This is a genomic window from Paenibacillus hamazuiensis (assembly GCF_023276405.1).
GTDB lineage: Bacteria > Bacillota > Bacilli > Paenibacillales > NBRC-103111 > Paenibacillus_AF > Paenibacillus_AF hamazuiensis.
In genome coordinates, this window is record NZ_JALRMO010000001.1 from 5,845,868 (window position 1) to 5,861,947 (window position 16,080).

Sequence of the window (16,080 nt, forward strand, 5' to 3'; positions counted from 1 at the left end):
GAGGGTTTAGTGAACAAACAACGCTATGCGGCTTTTCCGAAAAAAATCATCCGTCTGCCCAAAAGCGCCGGCATGCCGAGATCCAAAGTAATGGCGATTTATCGGGAACGCATCAAGAAACACCGGGCTCAGCCGGCCCCGATCGTCATCAGCCAACGAAATGTGGTCATCGGTACGGATAATACCTGGTTTAACGCGCAGACGATCGACCGCAATCCCGCCTGGGTTCAAGTGGATAATGCGCGTTATGTTTGGAGCGCCCGCAATTTGAGCAGCCAAACGGCAATCATTTCCAGAACGTTCCGTCTGTCTACGAGAAGATCGATTTTAAGCGGACGCCTGTTCCTGTCGGTCGACAACTATGCGACCGTTATTATCAACGGGCTTATCGTCCAGTTTGACGATCCGCAAGCCAACACTTCCTTCTTCAACCCCGGACGTACGTTTAACATCACACGTTTCCTGCGCAGAGGAAGAAACGATATCGTCATCATCGCCTTCAATTTCGGCGGCGACCGGAGCCCGAGCAACCCCGCCGGTGTAGCGGCCAGACTGAACATTCGTTTGTCCGGACTGTAGAAGATACGAAAAACCGGCCACCCGTCGTTTGGGGCAGCCGGTTTTTCATTTCAAATCCATCTAAGTATCCGTTCGGCTTTCACCGAATCCCACTGTGTTTAACGCGGCTCCGATCTACTTTTTCGCCAAATATTTGCGGATGTCGAAGGCGACGGCCGCCACGATGATCAAACCTTTGATGATCAGCTGCCAATACGGGCTGACGCCGATGAACGTAAGGCCGTAGTTGATGACGCCGAAGATCAGCACGCCGGCCAGAACGCCCGGCACCGTGCCGATGCCGCCTGCCGTCGAGACGCCGCCGACCACGCACGCCGCGATCGCGTCAAGCTCGTACATGTTGCCGTAGTTGTTCGTCGCACCGCCCGTTCTCGCCGCTTCCAGCACGCCGGCCAGACCGTACAGCGCGCCGGCGATGCCGTAAATATACAGCAGGTTGCGCCGCACATTGATGCCCGAAACCGTGGCGGCCTGAATATTGCCGCCGATCGCATACATGTTTTTGCCGAGCCGCGTTTTATTGAAAATGACCCAGACGATAAAAGCGACGATAATCGTAATGATGACCAGGTACGGCACCGAATACGGCCCGTTGGGGCCGACAAATCCCGTTCCCAGGTTCGTGAAGTCGTGGCGCAGGCCGGCGATCGGCTGCGATTCGTTCGGCTTCATGTCGAAGTACAGCGAGTTCGCCCCGTACACGATAACCATCGTGCCGAGCGTCGCGATAAACGGCGGGACGCTGAACCGCGCTACGATGAAGCCGTTGATCAGGCCGACGATAAGGCCTGCCGCGATCCCGATCGCGATCGGCACCCACAGCGGCAGCTCGGCCAAGTCGGGAAAGAAACGCCGCGGGTAATCCAATATTTGCAGCATCGAGGCGGACAGCACCGCGCTTAAACCGACCACGCGGCCCGCGGACAAGTCCGTGCCCCCCGTGATCAGCACGAACGCCGCGCCCAGAGCGATAATCGCCCGCGTCGACGACTGCAGCAAAATATCGCGGAAAATATCGATCGATAAAAACCGCGGGTCCTTAAAAGCGATCCCGATGACAAGGACGATCAGTACGATATATATGGCATTTTGCGTAACAAAGCTGTTAATTCGTTTTACATTCATGATAAGTGACCCTCCCAAAGCATGGTTGCCGGAGCATTACATGGAAAACCTCCGGCTCATTGGCGCTATGCCGTGCCGCTCCGGACTTAGACCAAATATTTGGTCGCCAGGCGCATAATTTCTTCCTCGGTCGCGTCCTTGCCTTCGACGATGCCGGAAAGACGGCCCTCGCACATGACCATAATGCGGTCCGACATGCCGAGCAGCTCCGACATTTCCGAAGAGATCATGATGATGCTCTTGCCCATCTTAGCCAAATCGGCGATGATCGAATAGATTTCAAACTTGGCCCCGACATCGATTCCGCGTGTCGGCTCGTCGAGCAGCAGCACGTCCGGCTCGGTAAGCAGCCAGCGGGCAAGCAGCACCTTTTGCTGGTTGCCTCCCGACAAGTTTTTGATCAGCGTCTTGAGCGACGGCGTCTTCACCCGCAGCTGCTCTACGCTGCGCCCGATTTCGTCCCGGGCCCTCCTCTCGTTCAGCAGCCCGTACGGCGAAATATACCGCTCCAGGCTCGCGATCACCGCGTTTTCCTGCACCGACAGCACCGGAAAAATCCCGGTGACGCGCCGCTCTTCGGTAAGCAGCGCGATCTTGTGTTTCTTCGCATCGATCGGCGACTTGATCCGCACTTCCTTGCCGCGGATCGAGATGCGCCCCGAAGCGACGGACCGCAGCCCGAACAGCGCCTCGATCAGCTCGGTCCGCTGCGCGCCGACAAGGCCGCCGACGCCGAGCACCTCCCCTTCGCGCAACTCGAAGGAAACGTCCTTGAACGACTTCGCAAACGGCGAAGTCAGTCCCTCTACTTTGAGCAAAACATTGCCCGGCTTGTTGTGCCGTTCCGGGAACCGCTGGCTGAGATCGCGGCCGACCATTTTCGTGATGATTATGTCGGTCGTCATCTCCGCAGCCGGCCACGTGCCGATCCGTCTGCCGTCGCGCATGATCGTCACCTCGTCGGAAATCCGCAGGATTTCCTCCATTTTGTGGGAGATGTAGATGATCGCGACGCCCTGACGTTTCAAATCGTTTATGATCTTAAACAACTGCTCCACTTCGTTGCCGGTCAGTGAAGACGTTGGCTCATCCATGACTATGACTTTCGAATGGTACGAAACCGCCTTCGCGATCTCGATCGACTGGACCTTCGATACGGACATCCCGCCGACCAGCGCATGCGGGTCGATGTCCATGCCCAGCTTCATGAACAATTCCTTCGTATCGCGGTACATTTTCCGGTGGTCGACAAACTGCACGGGTCCGATCCCCCGGGTAGGGAAGCGGCCCAGCCAAATATTCTCCATAACGCTGCGAAAAGGAACCGGGTGCAGCTCCTGATGGATCATCGAAATGCCGTTTTCAAGCGCCGCCTTTGAGCTTGTGATGTCCGCTTTGCTGCCGTTCAAAACGATTTCCCCGGCATCCGGCGTATAAATGCCGAACAAGATTTTCATCAGCGTCGATTTGCCTGCGCCGTTCTCGCCCATCAGCGCGTGCACCGTGCCCGGCCGCACCTTCAAAGTGACGTCATCCAGCGCCTTGACGCCGGGAAATTCTTTGGAAATTCCATTCATTTCAAGTATAAAAGAACTTGCCATTCGGGTACCCTCCTTGCTGATCCCGCTTTGCAGGAAAAAGGGGACAATAGCAGCTCGCGCACATTGCCCCCGGTTTGCTTCGCAGCGCAGCGCATCCTCAGCCTGCCGCCGCGCGCCGCGTTCGTATCGCAACGAAACGTGATTATTTCGCGTCGTTAATGTTTTCTTTCGTAATCTTCTTGTACGGAACCCATACGTATTTGCCGTCGGTGATTTCGTAGCCGGCATTGTCCTTGTTCGGGGTTTGACCGCTCGCCAGCACGTTCGCGATGTTAAACGTCGCTTTGCCCTGGTTTTTCGCGTCGTTCAGCACCGTGCCGAGCAGGGTGCCTTCTTCCAGCGCCTTCACCGCAGGGGCGGTAGCGTCAACGCCGACCACCGGCATAAACTTGCCGTCCTTGAAGTAGCCTTTCGCCTTGAGCGCTTCGATCGCGCCCAGCGCCATATCGTCGTTGTTGGCGAAGACGGCCTCGATCTTGTCGCCGTGGGAAGCGAGGAACGCCGCCATTTTTTCCTGGCCTTTGACGCGATCCCACATCGCGGTGTCTTCCGCCAGCTTCTCTACTTTCATGCCGCTGTCTTCGACGGCTTTGACGGAAAACTTCGTGCGCAGCTCGGCGTCCTGGTGGCCCGGCTCGCCTTTGAGCATGACGTACTGAAGGGTGCCGTCCTTGTTTTTGTCCGCCTCCGGATGCGCCTTAAAGTAATCGACGATGAGCTGGCCTTCCATCGTGCCGGACTGCTCGGCTTTCGCACCGACATAGTACACTTTATCCCACTTCTTCATGTCGTCCGCCAAAGGCTCGCGGTTGAAAAACACGACCGGAATGTTAGCCGCTTTCGCCTTGTCGATGATGACGCCCGCAGCCGTCCGGTCCACCGGATTTACAGCCAGCGCATTCACCTTCTTCGTGATAAACAGGTCGACTTTATCGTTTTGCGTCGGCTGGGAGTTTTGGCTGTCGACGATATCGACCGTCGCCTTGTCGCCGGCCGCCGCCGAGATCGCGTTGCGCACGCCGGTCATGAACGTATCGTCAAACTTATAAATAGCGACGCCGATATTGGCTTTCTTCGGAGCGCTCGTTTCCGTTTTCGGCGCACCGGCATTTCCCCCTGCCGTATTGCCGCCGCCCGCCGCGTTATTCGCATCGTTTTTGTTGCCGCAGCCGACCACCGTGATCATCGCCGCCGCGACCAATACCGTAAGCACCTTTTTCATCTTTGCAGACCTCCACATGTTTATTTTTTCAGGAATGCGGTTCGTTTCTACATCCTCATTATCAGGTAAGCGCCGGTAAAAACCCATGCAAAATTCTCATCTGTTTTATCGAAATTCTCATATGTTTGGGAAATACTCATTTCGATTTTCTTGCCGGCTGCAGATTGAGGAACTGAGATGCGTTAATGGGTGCTTCTTCCACCTGAAGAAAAATATAGCGGAACCAGGATGCGTTAATTAGCCGCGCGACCGGCTTTTTCAGCCAATTCTGCCGACATAACGAACCTGAGTTCCGCTAATTTTCAATAATCTCCGAGATTGAGCTGCTTAGCGAACCATAGGAGACTGTCGATTAATCGGCGGGAACGGTCCAAGGAATTGATTTCGAAGCTCAAACATGTTGCGATAGCTTTGATTTGATTGAATTTATCGGTGTCAAAGCTATCGCAAAACTCGCCCTGAAATCAATTTCCTCGCCCTTATCCCATTTAATCGACAATCTCCATAGTTCCGCTATGGTCCCGCTTCACCTGCCGACATTGCGGTATTACCCTCTCTTCGCCCGCCGTCACTTCACAAACGGAAACAGCAGCTTCTGGTTATCCGACCAAAACATGCTCTCGCGGTCGATCACCTTCGTGCCGGTGTCGAACCGCTCCGGCACTTTCCTGCCGTCCGCCGCGTCCACGGCGTATTTGACGCCGAGATACCCCATTGCAAACGGGTTTTGAATGATCGTCGCGTGGATGACGCCGTCCTGCAGCAGGTCCAGCTCTTCCTGCGCGCTGCCCTCGGCGACCAGCTTCACCTTGCCGTCGGAGCCGAGCCGCAGCAGCTCGGCCGCCGCGCTAAGCGACGCCTCCGCGTTCAAAGCGACGATGCCGGCAAGCCCCTCCGTCTGCGCCAGCACCTTGCGCGCAGCTTCGCCGCACGGCTGCAGACCTGCGCCGCACGACTCCTTCGCCGCAAGCTCGACCCCCGGATGCCCGGACAGCTCATCCATCACGCCGCGTTCGCGCTGCTCGGCATTGTTCGCACCCGGACCGAAGCTGAGGATGGCGACTCGGCCGCTGCCCCCGATCAGCTCCAGCAGCTTCTTGCCCGCCTGACGCCCCGCCTCGTAATTGTTGCTGCCGATGAAGCTTCTCGGCTTGACCGACTCCGCCTCGGATTCGACGGCTATGACGGGAACCCCTGTCCCGGACGCCCTTTCCGCAATACGAGCCAGCGCCTGGTCCCCGCCTGCGGCCAAAACGATCGCATCCGCCTTCTTCCCGGGCGGTGCGGACGCGGCAGCCGGAGTCGCCGTTTCCGCCGATGCGCCCCCATCGCTCTCCGAGGCCATCACGGTCAGCTCGACGCCGAACTCCTTCGCCGCCGCTTCCGCTCCCATGAGCACCGTTTTCCAGTAGTCACCCTGCTTTGACTGCAGGAGAACGGATATTTGCTTTTTGGGCGGACTTTCGGGTGCAAGATCGGTTCGCGCGCAGCGTTCCGACCGGCCGTTGCATGCAGTAAGCGCGCTCGCCGCAAGCATCGCCGCGAGCAGCACCATGAAGCTGCGCCCGGGCTGTATCCTCGGAGGCGCCGCAGCACGGCCGCGTGGACGGGATGATCGCATCGCCGCAATAATCCCGCGAACCCATGACACGCCGGAGACCGTTTTGTCCAGCCGAAGCACCCGGCTTATCCGAATCGGAAGGCGGACGCCGGGCAACCGGGGCAGCCGCGCGTTTTGCCGATTCGCCGGCATCCCGTTCATACGGAACCCCCACCGCCGCCGCCCTATTTTAACGCTTGACCGCTTATCCATGGGATACACCGCCTTCTACTTTCTCATGCGGAATCCATACGCATACCGTCGTCCCGACATCCGGCTGGCTTTCGATCGTCAGGCCGTAATCCGCTCCGTAATACAGCCGGATGCGCTCATGCACGTTGCGCAGACCGACGCCGGAGCCTTCGCCGGTGCCCGGCGCTCCCGACAGCAGTGAGGCTAGCTTATCCGGAGGGATGCCGACGCCGTTGTCCTTCACCTGAATCAGCACCTTGCCGTCCTCAATGCCCGCCGTGATGGTAATAAGCCCTTCGTCCACCATATATTCGATGCCGTGGTAGATCGCGTTTTCGACGATCGGCTGCAAAATCAGCTTCAGGGTCGGGCAGCCCATCACATCCGGATCGGCGTTGATTTCGAATTCGAATTTGTTTTTGTACCTGATCTTTTGGATGATTAAATAATTGCGGATGTGCTCGAGCTCTTCCTGCACGGTAATAATATGCTTGCCGCGGCTCAAGCTGATGCGGAAAAACTTCGACAACGACGTGATCATCGTGATCACGTCTTCGCTTTTTCCGCTGCCCGCCATCCGTACGACCGAATTGAGCGTGTTGTACAGAAAATGCGGATGAATCTGTGCATGCAGCACCTCCAGCTCGCCGCGCCGCTTCTGCTCCTGCTCGTGAATGATCTGCTCCATCAGCTCGCCGATACGCCCGACCATCAGGTTGAAGCGGCGCGACAGCCGCCCGACTTAGTCGTCCGTCACCGGCAGGTGAATGTCGAAGTCACCCTGCTCGACCTTGCGCATCGAACGCTCCAGCCGTTTGATCGGGTGGGATATTTTCGCCGACATGTACGTGGATATTAGCAGCACGAACACGATGACAAACAGTACGAGCCACGAGATGTAGCCGCTGATTTCTTTGCGCGTCGTGACGATTTCGTCCATGTAGGAAACGCCGACCGTCTTCCAGCCGACGCCCGCGACGGTCTGGATCGTGATCAGCCGCTCCTCGCCGGTGGAGTTGTCCAGATAGCTGCCGTACGTATACTTGAGCGCCTGCTCGACGTTTTCGTATTTCAGCCCGATATAGATCAGCTGCTGCTGCGGATGGTACACGATGTTGCCCGCCGACTCGTCGATGATGTAGACGTAGCCTTTTTTCCCGAGGCTTACTTTACGGCATAAATCGTCAATGGTCTTAAAATTCACATCGACCAGCAGCACCGCGTTCATCTTCTCGCCGCCCCGCTCGATCGTCACGCCCTTGCTCATCGATACGACCCATTTGTACTGGCCTTTGTACAAATTTTGCACGTGCGGCAGGGAAAACGACAAATGGTTCGGGTTTTCCAGCGCCGATTTGAACCAGCTCTGCTCGGTCAGCCGGGAATTCGCCCGCATTTCCTGCGCCGGCAGGCCGGTGAGCAGCTCCCCGTCGCTCGTGAACAAAGCCATCGATACGATATCCTCGCGCGTGTCCATGATCGTATCGAGCTGCTCGAGCAGGCGCCCGTTCGGGATGCCCTGGCTTTGCCTGATCTTATCGTCGACGACCTGAAAGAGCTCGGACATGCCCTTCAAATAGTTTTCCAGGTTGTTGTTCACCTGCTCGATGATTTGCTGGTTGCCGAGAAACGTGTTCTGCTCCGCCGTTTTCGAAAATTTGTTGTACAGCACCACGCCGACAAACAGCATGACGAATACCGTGACCAGCGTAAACGAAGCCGTGATGATAAACTGCAGGCTGCGGAATTTGAACCGGTCCTTCCACATCTAGGCCTCCTCGCTGCGGGCGCCGTTTTTATATTCTTTCGGCGAGACGCCGACATGCTTTTTGAAGCAGAAGCTGAAATAATTCGGCTCGGCGAACCCGACCCTCTCGGCGATTTCGAACGTTTTCAGATCCGTCGTGCGCAGCAGCTCCTTGGCCGCTTCCATACGGATATGCATCAAATAATTCACAAATGTCATTTTGCATTCTTTTTTGAAAATGCTGCTGAAATATCCCGCACTGATGTGCAGATGGCTGCACACCCTTTGAACCGAAATGTCGCTCTCGTGAAAATGCTCCCGGGTATATTCCTTCGCCTGGTCCACGAGCGACTTGTACGCCGACTGGCGGCCGCTGGCGATATGGCTCATCATGCCGGTGCAGATGCCGAGCACCCAGCTTTTGGCTTCCTCCAGCTGCGTAAACTGATAAATGTCGGCGAACGGACGGAACGCCGCTCCGAACAGGTCCTCCAGGTCGATTCCCGCGTCCTTCGCGGCTTTCAGAACGGAGGTGACGATTTCCAGCAAATAAATCTGGTAGTCCTTGAACGATACGTTCGCATCCTGAATGCCGGCGAACAGCTCGTCCACAAGCTCCGTCATTTCCTGCACCGTGCCCACCTTGATGCAGCGAATGAGCGCATGCTCCTTCAGCTCGTCGAAGCGCAGCTTTTCGCCGAAGCGCGTCTCCACGTCGTCGATGCAAATGATCCGGTTGCAGCCGAGAATTTGCCGGTAATCGAGCGCCAGCACGGCGTCCTTGTACGAGTAGCTGACGCCCGTGATCGCTGCGCTCACCGTGCCGACGCCGATTGTGACGGTCAGCTTTAAGTACTTTTCTATGCTTTGGCGAATTTCTTCTAGCGCGGCCAGTGTTTTCTTCATGACCTCGTCGCGCCCGCTCTCCTCGGATACGGTCAGCAGAACGACGTGGTCGTTATGAATGTAAACGAGTCCGGCCCGGTGCTTCTCGGCGATCTCGCCTGCGATGTTAAGCACCGCAAACCATTTGAGCTCGGTATCTTTCGAATATTTGAGCGAGGCCGCCCGCGGCGCGGCTTCTTCGTCTTCCCCGCCCGGCGCGGCCGGGGAGTCGATGCTGATCACCGATACGGCAAAACCGCGGCCGTCCAGGTTCACCCCGTAGCTCTGCGCCTTCTCGCGGATATCCGCCTCCGGCAGCTTGCGGGAGATGAGCGAGCCGAGAAACGTTTCGCGCAGCACCGGCAAGCTTTTTCGGTAATGCTCCTGCAAGCTTTGGATGTTCTCCTTCTGCGCCGTTTCTTCATCGATCCGGCGTTTGATCTTGACCAGCACGTCCTTCAGCTCTTCGGATGAGAACGGTTTCAAAACATATTCGTCAATGTGCAGCTTGACCGCCTTCTGCGCGTATTCGAATTCGTCGAAGCCGGTCAGGATGATGATTTTGGTTGTCGGGTATTTCTCGCGAATCCACTCGGACAACCTCAAGCCGTCCATAAACGGCATTTGGATATCGGTCACGACGACATCGGGGGCGTGCCGCTCGATCATCTCGAGCGCTTCCTGCCCGTTTTCCGCGCGATCGACGACCTCGAAGCCGCAGCCGGCCCAATCGATCTCGCGGATGATGCCTTCGCGCACATCCTCTTCATCCTCCGCCAAGATGAGCTTGTACAGCATAAAGAAATGCCCCCCTGTCCATGCCTGCAAATGCACTAGTGCCTATATCATACCAAGTCTGCGATTCGCTGCAACCGGAAAAAAATTTCATATCCCCGTTGTAAATTTCAGCTTCAACCTTCGCCGCATACGATCACCTGCCGGGAAAAAGCGCCCTTGCGCACGGTGCAGCGCTCCAGGACGGCGAGCCCGGCTTCGTGAAGCGGCCCGTCGACGGGCTCGGCCGTGACGATGACGGCGCGCGGCGCGAGCCGGCGCACGCTGCGCAGCATCTCCAGCTGCTCGGCCGCGGGGAGCCGCGAGCACAGGTTGTACGGCATATCGACGATCGCCGCGTCGTAGCGCCCGCTGAGCTGCCGCATGTCGGCAAGCCGGACGAGGTCCGGCATGCCGAAGTGCGCGAGATTGGCCCGCGCGCCGCGGACGGCGAGAGGATTGATGTCGAAGCCGGCGATGTCGATGCCCATCGACGCCGCTTCGATCAGCACCGTGCCGATGCCGCAGCACGGGTCGACCGCTTTGACGCCGTCCGGCTCCGGGACGGCGATGTTGACCACCGCGCGGGCGACCCGGGTGCTGAGCGCGGTGGAGTAGCTGCGCGGCTTCGCGTTATGGCGAAGCCACACCGCTTCGCTCGGCGTGCCGTCGCCGAGCAGCCAGCGCCCGCCGGCGCGGGCGACGGCAAGCAGCCGCGCAGGGCGGCGCATGTCGGCGCGGCCGCGGATGCGAGCGCCGATCTCGCGCTCGATTGCGCGGCGCGCGGCGTAGTCCGGCTCGCCGTCCCGGTCGCCGCCGGCGTACACGACCTTGAACGTCGCGCCTTCCGCGAGTTCAAGCTGCTCCGCCTGAACGGCGAGCTCCGCCACGCTCACCGCCTCGCACCGCACCTCGAGCCGCATCTTCACGAACGGGCTGCGGCTCGGGTCGATCTCCCGCCCGCTCTCCGCGTACATACCGCGGGCGGACGGCGCCGCTCCCAGCAGCGTGCGCAGCTCCAGCTCGCACAGCTCGCGTTCGTCCTCGTGGCAGGCAAAGGTGTATAAATAACGTTTTAACGGGCTCATCGGAGAAAATTCCTTTTCCATGTATAAAATAGGGTCAATCGGTGCAATCCTACTATAGCACCTGATCGTGGAACCCCTCAAATTTTCCTGTTCCGGTGTTTGCTCTCCCCGAGGAACTGTGATATACTGGTTTCAATTGATAAATTTGAAACCTGAATTCACATATGACAAAGGGTGTCATTTTTAACGATGGAACCTTTTCAATATGTGAATTTTTTTCTTCCAGGAAAAAAACGAGCATGCCATTACAAATTTTGGAGGTAACTCAACATGCAAACAGGTACAGTAAAATGGTTTAACGCAGAGAAAGGCTTCGGCTTCATCGAAGTGGAAGAAGGCAAGGACGTATTCGTTCATTTCTCCGCTATCCAAGGCGATGGCTTCAAATCTTTGGACGAAGGCCAACGCGTTCAATTTGACGTCGTTCAAGGCAACCGCGGACCGCAAGCCGAAAACGTTATTAAGCTGTAGTTTTTGAAAACCGCAAAAGCTGCTCTTACCGCTTCGGTCAGGAGCAGTTTTTTTCTTTGGGACTGCCATTTCAAATAAGGGGGATTCGCGATGAATTATCGTAAAAAACCGTTTGAAGAAATCCCGGAGGAAAGCACCGACGTCTGGTCCTGCACCCAGGACGGCTGCAAAGGCTGGATGCGCAACAATTTCACGTTTGCGTCCGAACCGACCTGCCCCCTCTGCTCATCCGCGATGGTTCCGGATACGAAGATGCTCCCGCTGCTTGTCAACACAACCGGCATCAAGGGCATTCGATAAAAAATCCCCAGCAATGAGTACGGCACGATCAAACTTTGCAGCAGGGAAAAATCATCAGGCGCTTGCATTTGCGAGCGCCTTTTTTTGTTGTATAGGAGTATAGGAAATTATGCGCAGCTAAATTTTGTGGATAACCGGGGGCTCCCCCAAAAATATTAGGATTAGGCTTCAGAGGTTGACTTCACTTTTGGGGGATTTGTTCCGTTTTAGACCCATCGCTGCCAGGCTTTGATCAAGCCCTTTATTACTTTCAAGTGCCTATGTGATTTGAAAGTGCGTACTTCTCAACTCCTCTCTTCTGTTACACAATGATTTTAAGTTAACAAGAGGAGGAAAAACTTTATGAACCAACATTCGGCAAACACAGCAAAAAAAACCGCTCTCGTGGTTGGAGCGGGCGGCGTCATCGGAAGGAATCTCATCGAATATTTGCAGACACTCCCCGACTGGAATATCGTTGGAGTGTCGCGGCGCGGCGGACAAGAAAGCGATCGGTTGAAGTATGTAACGGTCGACCTGCTTAATGAAGAAGAAACCAGGGTGAAGCTGAGTCATCTGAACGAAATCACTCATATTTTCTTCGCCGCTTATCAAGACCGCCCTACGTGGGCCGAACTCGTTCAGCCCAACCTCTCCATGCTCGTAAACGTGGTCAACGCGATCGAACCGGTCGCCCCAAACCTGCAGCATATCAGCCTTATGCAGGGCTACAAGGTCTACGGCGCGCATCTCGGGCCATTCAAGACGCCCGCTCGGGAAACGGATGCCTACCATATGCCGCCGGAATTCAATATCGACCAGCAGCAATTCCTCGAGAGACGGCAGCCGGGAAGCACATGGACTTGGTCGGCACTTCGTCCGTCGGTCGTTTGCGGGTTTGCCTTAGGCAATCCGATGAACCTGGCGATGGTGATCGCCATTTACGCATCCATGTCCAAGGAGCTTGGCTTGCCGCTTCGTTTTCCCGGAAAACCGGGCGCTTACCATAGCCTCATGGAAGTCACCGATGCCGGTCTGCTTGCCCGCGCAACGGTTTGGGCGGCGACCGAACCGCGCTGCGCCAATCAGGCTTTTAACATCACGAACGGCGACCTTTTCAGGTGGAACGAGCTTTGGCCGAAGATCGCTTCCTTTTTCGAACTCGAGACCGCCCCTCCGTTACCGATGTCGCTGGAGGTCGTCATGGCCGATAAGGAAGCGCTGTGGGATTCCATGGTGAAGAAGTATGGCTTGGAGAACCGCTATAAGGATGTATCATCCTGGCGCTTCGGAGATTTCGTATTTTCGTGGGATTACGACTTTTTTGCCGATGGCTCGAAAGCGCGCCGCTTCGGCTTTCATGAGTTCGTCGATACGGAAAAGATGTTTATGGACATATTCGAAGACTTCCGCCGCCGCAAGATCATTCCGTAATGTAAAGTATCCTTCGACCGATGCCGGTTCCTGTTTCCTATACAGGGACGGTATCTTCATTAGTCGTCCGAACGCGGCGGTTCGAACAGAACACTCGCTTTGTCGCCGTACACCCTTTCAATATGCGTATCCCCCCATCTGCACATAAGATGAAGGATGTCTTTTAAGCTCCAGCCGTAATCCGTCAATTCATACTCCACCTTGGGCGGCACCTGGTTGTAAGAAATACGGGCCACGATTCCATCCTCAACAAGTTCCCCTAACTGCTGAGTCAGCACTTTTTGCGTTACGGAGGGCATAAGACGCATCAGTTCGCCATTGCGTTTTTTGCCGAACGTCAGGTGAAAAAGAATGACCGGCTTCCATTTGCCTCCGATCACTTCAAGAAACGCTTCAACCGCTGTATTGTAGGTTTTAACCGATTCCTGCATGGCCATGACTCAACCTCCTTTCTCTTCACTTTATCGCCCTAAGCCCCAACCTGCAAGCCAACGCAAGATACCACGATAATGGCGTGCTGCCGAAACAAACGGGATCCATGAAGCGTTAAATGATATAGATTTCCAATTCAGGATTCGGAAAGGATTGTGCTTGATGAAAAAAAGCTTGCCGCTTTCGCTTTCGCTCGCCGCCGCTCTTTGCGCCGGAAGCCTCGCTTCGGCCGACGCCCCGGCGTTCGCCGCCGGACCGCAGCCTGCCGCGCCCTTGGCGGACGATGTCCGCGCCGCGCTGCGGCCTTCCGGCCAGCTGACGCTGCTCGGCAGTGAGCAGCTGTACAACCGCCCTGACGCGGACTCCGGCACCGGCCTGCTTTTGTCGCCGCAAACGGTCGCACCGCTCGGTTTTTCCGCGCAGACCGGCTTTTACCTGATCTCCACCTGGCTCGGCGACAAATGGATTCGTCCGAGCCAAGGCGTGCTGGAGGGACTCGAACCGGTGGAGATGACCCTCGTGCCGGACTCTCCCGTCTATCTGTTCGACGCCCCTCTCCTCGGACTCAATTCGGGGCAAACGGCATCCGGCCCCCTGCTGGCGTTCGAAAAATGGCGCAGCTGGTACCACGTCCGCACGGATCAGGGCGACAAATGGATTCATTTCGCCTACTCGCTGCCGGCGAACCTTCGTCCTTCCGCCAAACCGCTCGAGCTTCCGGACGGAGCCACTTTGTTCAAATATCCTTACGGTCTCTCCGGCGAAGTCGGCGTCATCGGCCCGCAAACGGTAACACCCGTGGAACAGGGCGATGAATGGGCCCATTTGCGAGGCGATTTCGGCGACGGCTGGGTGCACTTCCAACCCAGTGAGAATGACCCGCAAGCATCCGGCGACGACGACGGCGTTCCCGTCGGCAAAACGAAAGCGATCGAGCTTGCCCGGCAGCGCCTTGGCCTCTCCGGCGAATATACGCTCGAAGCTGCCCACCTCATCCGTCTGGGTGACGGTCCAAAGCGCTGGAGTCTCCAATTTCGCAAACAACAAGGCGATCATGTCGCCGGTTCTGCCGATGTTACGCTGAACGCGTCGGACGGGACCATCGATTGGTTTACAAAAAACGAAACGGTCAGCGTGCCCGGAATATCCGAAAAAACGCAGGACCGTGCGGCATTGAAGCAGCTCGTGGACGGCGTTGTCGCGAAGGTTTCGCCAGCAGCAGACGCCGGCTGGATGATCGATGAGACGCCGGGCAACCCTTTGCAAAACCGCCGCTACCGGATGGACCCGTCGCTTACCTTCCGTTATGTGCGCACGGTAAACGGACTTCCTTATCCCGACAATAATATAACGGTTAACGTCAGCCCGAGCCAAAACGACGTTTCCTACTATATGGCCTGGAACGATAACAAACGTTTCGATGCACCTGAGGGATTGATGCCGCAGGAGAAGGCCGAACTCGCCTTTGCCGATGCCTTTTTGGACAAAGCCGTTTACATGGCGCCGCAGGCATCCCGGGACGCTTTAACGCCGATGTACGCGGTTGTGCCGCGGCTGTACGATACGCTCGCAGCGAAGGACGGACAATGGCGAAGCAGCTCCGGCGACATGGAGCCGCGCGGTCCGGTCACAGCGCAGCCGCTCGCCGCTATGCCGGCTGAAAACCTGAATTTATCGCTGGAGCAGGCAGCCGATATCGCCCGCAAAAAGCTCAATCTGCCGGAAACCGCGAGGCCGGAGCATGTTCTTCAAAACAATTCCTCCTGGGTCTTTCAGCTGAACGTTCCTGCACAAGCCGCCGACCAATCCCGCACGTATTACGTGGAAGTCAGCTCTGTCACCGGGGACATTGTGCAATGTTCGACCCAGGCCGATAACGACGGCTCCTTCATCTGGCTCACCGTCCCATACATCAGCGAGGCTCAGGCCGAAGTGGAGGCGGAACGGCTGCTGCGGCTGCTGCTGCCCGCCTATACTCATCAGCTGTACATGATCCGATCCGAGCTTTGGCTCACGGACGGCATCACGGTCTCGACTCCGGAGTACCGGTTCACATACCGCCGCCGTATCGACGGCATTTGGGCGGACCGTCAGGAGCTGACCGTATCCGTCAGCCCTGTCAGCGGGCAATGGATCCGCCTGCAAAGCCAGCTCACACCCGGCATTTATCCGCAAAGCAAACCTGCGTTTATTTCCGAGGAGGAAGTGCGCAAGCTGATGCTCAGCCGGTATCGCGTCGAAGCCTGTTACATGGCCGACGACGTGTTGCTGACAAACCCGTCAACGTCGATTCGCTACCGTCTCGTCCCGACCGCAGAATCGGCTTATACATCCTTGCTGGATGCGCAAACCGGCGTGTGGCGCGATTTTTACACGATGGAGCCCGAGCAGCCGGCCAACAAGTAAAATGCCGCCGAGAACAGGCCGCCCCGGCTGCCTGTTCGGCTTTTCGCATGCCGTGCGTGCATTTGATAGTTTTTTTGGGGCTCAGATTGTTGCCCCCCTCCCCCAAAATGCGAATGAATCCAATTGTCATGGGGAGGTGGCATCCCCTATGCTGACAAGTTAAGCGCGACCATAACGGAACTATAGTGCGCTAAATCGGTCCGTTTCGGATATTTTTGGAAGTTAGCGGAACTCAGGTGCTCTAT

12 protein-coding genes and 1 pseudogene are annotated in these 16,080 nt (G+C 56.8%); 5 read left to right on the forward strand and 8 right to left on the reverse strand.

The window, feature by feature from the left end; all coding sequences use genetic code 11:
- The first annotated feature begins 9 nt into the window (after positions 1 to 9).
- Positions 10 to 579 carry a hypothetical protein gene (locus tag MYS68_RS25400; protein ID WP_248928525.1) on the forward strand — a complete coding sequence of 190 codons (570 nt, stop codon included), beginning with the start codon at positions 10 to 12 and terminating at the stop codon, positions 577 to 579.
- A gap of 114 nt (positions 580 to 693) precedes the next feature.
- Here the strand turns inward: MYS68_RS25400 and mglC are convergent, their stop codons facing one another.
- The 7 genes and pseudogenes from mglC to MYS68_RS25435 all read right to left on the reverse strand — a co-directional run bounded on the left by mglC (position 694) and on the right by MYS68_RS25435 (position 10,813).
- A complete protein-coding gene (gene mglC / locus MYS68_RS25405; protein ID WP_248928526.1) occupies positions 694 to 1,704 on the reverse strand; it encodes a galactose/methyl galactoside ABC transporter permease MglC in 1,011 nt (336 codons plus the stop codon).
- Between the two features lie 86 nt (positions 1,705 to 1,790).
- Positions 1,791 to 3,305, reverse strand: a complete 1,515-nt coding sequence (locus tag MYS68_RS25410; RefSeq protein ID WP_248928527.1) for a sugar ABC transporter ATP-binding protein — start codon at positions 3,303 to 3,305, stop codon at positions 1,791 to 1,793.
- Between the two features lie 142 nt (positions 3,306 to 3,447).
- Entirely contained in the window at positions 3,448 to 4,527 is a 1,080-nt protein-coding gene (locus MYS68_RS25415) for a galactose ABC transporter substrate-binding protein (RefSeq protein ID WP_248928528.1), read from the reverse strand.
- 568 nt (positions 4,528 to 5,095) lie between these two features.
- Positions 5,096 to 6,289 (reverse strand): substrate-binding domain-containing protein, encoded by a 1,194-nt coding sequence (locus MYS68_RS25420; RefSeq protein ID WP_248928529.1) that lies wholly within the window; start codon positions 6,287 to 6,289, stop codon positions 5,096 to 5,098.
- A 43-nt stretch (positions 6,290 to 6,332) separates the two neighbouring features.
- Positions 6,333 to 8,087 (reverse strand): annotated as a pseudogene (locus MYS68_RS25425) (cache domain-containing sensor histidine kinase).
- The gene (locus MYS68_RS25430) at positions 8,088 to 9,746 is read right to left on the reverse strand and encodes a response regulator transcription factor (protein ID WP_248931008.1); all 1,659 of its coding nucleotides are present in this window, start codon (positions 9,744 to 9,746) and stop codon (positions 8,088 to 8,090) included.
- Between the two features lie 116 nt (positions 9,747 to 9,862).
- Positions 9,863 to 10,813 (reverse strand): TRM11 family SAM-dependent methyltransferase, encoded by a 951-nt coding sequence (locus MYS68_RS25435; protein WP_248928530.1) that lies wholly within the window; start codon positions 10,811 to 10,813, stop codon positions 9,863 to 9,865.
- A 270-nt stretch (positions 10,814 to 11,083) separates the two neighbouring features.
- Between MYS68_RS25435 and MYS68_RS25440 the strand changes: the two genes are divergently transcribed.
- The 3 genes from MYS68_RS25440 to MYS68_RS25450 all read left to right on the forward strand — a co-directional run bounded on the left by MYS68_RS25440 (position 11,084) and on the right by MYS68_RS25450 (position 12,997).
- Positions 11,084 to 11,284, forward strand: coding sequence for a cold-shock protein (locus MYS68_RS25440; RefSeq protein WP_248928531.1), 201 nt, complete (start codon positions 11,084 to 11,086; stop codon positions 11,282 to 11,284).
- A gap of 90 nt (positions 11,285 to 11,374) precedes the next feature.
- Positions 11,375 to 11,584, forward strand: coding sequence for a cold-shock protein (locus MYS68_RS25445; protein ID WP_248928532.1), 210 nt, complete (start codon positions 11,375 to 11,377; stop codon positions 11,582 to 11,584).
- Positions 11,585 to 11,926: 342 nt separating this feature from the next.
- Positions 11,927 to 12,997, forward strand: coding sequence for an SDR family oxidoreductase (locus MYS68_RS25450; RefSeq protein ID WP_248928533.1), 1,071 nt, complete (start codon positions 11,927 to 11,929; stop codon positions 12,995 to 12,997).
- 59 nt (positions 12,998 to 13,056) lie between these two features.
- Here the strand turns inward: MYS68_RS25450 and MYS68_RS25455 are convergent, their stop codons facing one another.
- Positions 13,057 to 13,428 (reverse strand): winged helix-turn-helix transcriptional regulator, encoded by a 372-nt coding sequence (locus MYS68_RS25455; protein ID WP_248931009.1) that lies wholly within the window; start codon positions 13,426 to 13,428, stop codon positions 13,057 to 13,059.
- A 163-nt stretch (positions 13,429 to 13,591) separates the two neighbouring features.
- Here MYS68_RS25455 and MYS68_RS25460 point away from each other — a divergent pair, with 163 nt between their 5' ends.
- Complete coding sequence (locus MYS68_RS25460) at positions 13,592 to 15,835, forward strand: YcdB/YcdC domain-containing protein (RefSeq protein WP_248928534.1); 2,244 nt, start codon at positions 13,592 to 13,594, stop codon at positions 15,833 to 15,835.
- The last annotated feature ends 245 nt before the right edge of the window (positions 15,836 to 16,080 follow it).

Excerpts from the sequence above, each read along its gene's own strand:
- mglC (WP_248928526.1), bottom strand. The coding sequence starts at position 1,704 with ATGAATGTAAAACGAATTAACAGCTTTGTTACGCAAAATGCCATATAT.
- MYS68_RS25410 (WP_248928527.1), bottom strand. The coding sequence starts at position 3,305 with ATGGCAAGTTCTTTTATACTTGAAATGAATGGAATTTCCAAAGAATTT.
- MYS68_RS25415 (WP_248928528.1), bottom strand. The coding sequence starts at position 4,527 with ATGAAAAAGGTGCTTACGGTATTGGTCGCGGCGGCGATGATCACGGTG.
- MYS68_RS25420 (WP_248928529.1), bottom strand. The coding sequence starts at position 6,289 with ATGAACGGGATGCCGGCGAATCGGCAAAACGCGCGGCTGCCCCGGTTG.
- MYS68_RS25435 (WP_248928530.1), bottom strand. The coding sequence starts at position 10,813 with ATGAGCCCGTTAAAACGTTATTTATACACCTTTGCCTGCCACGAGGAC.
- MYS68_RS25440 (WP_248928531.1), top strand. The coding sequence starts at position 11,084 with ATGCAAACAGGTACAGTAAAATGGTTTAACGCAGAGAAAGGCTTCGGC.
- MYS68_RS25445 (WP_248928532.1), top strand. The coding sequence starts at position 11,375 with ATGAATTATCGTAAAAAACCGTTTGAAGAAATCCCGGAGGAAAGCACC.
- MYS68_RS25450 (WP_248928533.1), top strand. The coding sequence starts at position 11,927 with ATGAACCAACATTCGGCAAACACAGCAAAAAAAACCGCTCTCGTGGTT.
- MYS68_RS25455 (WP_248931009.1), bottom strand. The coding sequence starts at position 13,428 with ATGCAGGAATCGGTTAAAACCTACAATACAGCGGTTGAAGCGTTTCTT.
- MYS68_RS25460 (WP_248928534.1), top strand. The coding sequence starts at position 13,592 with ATGAAAAAAAGCTTGCCGCTTTCGCTTTCGCTCGCCGCCGCTCTTTGC.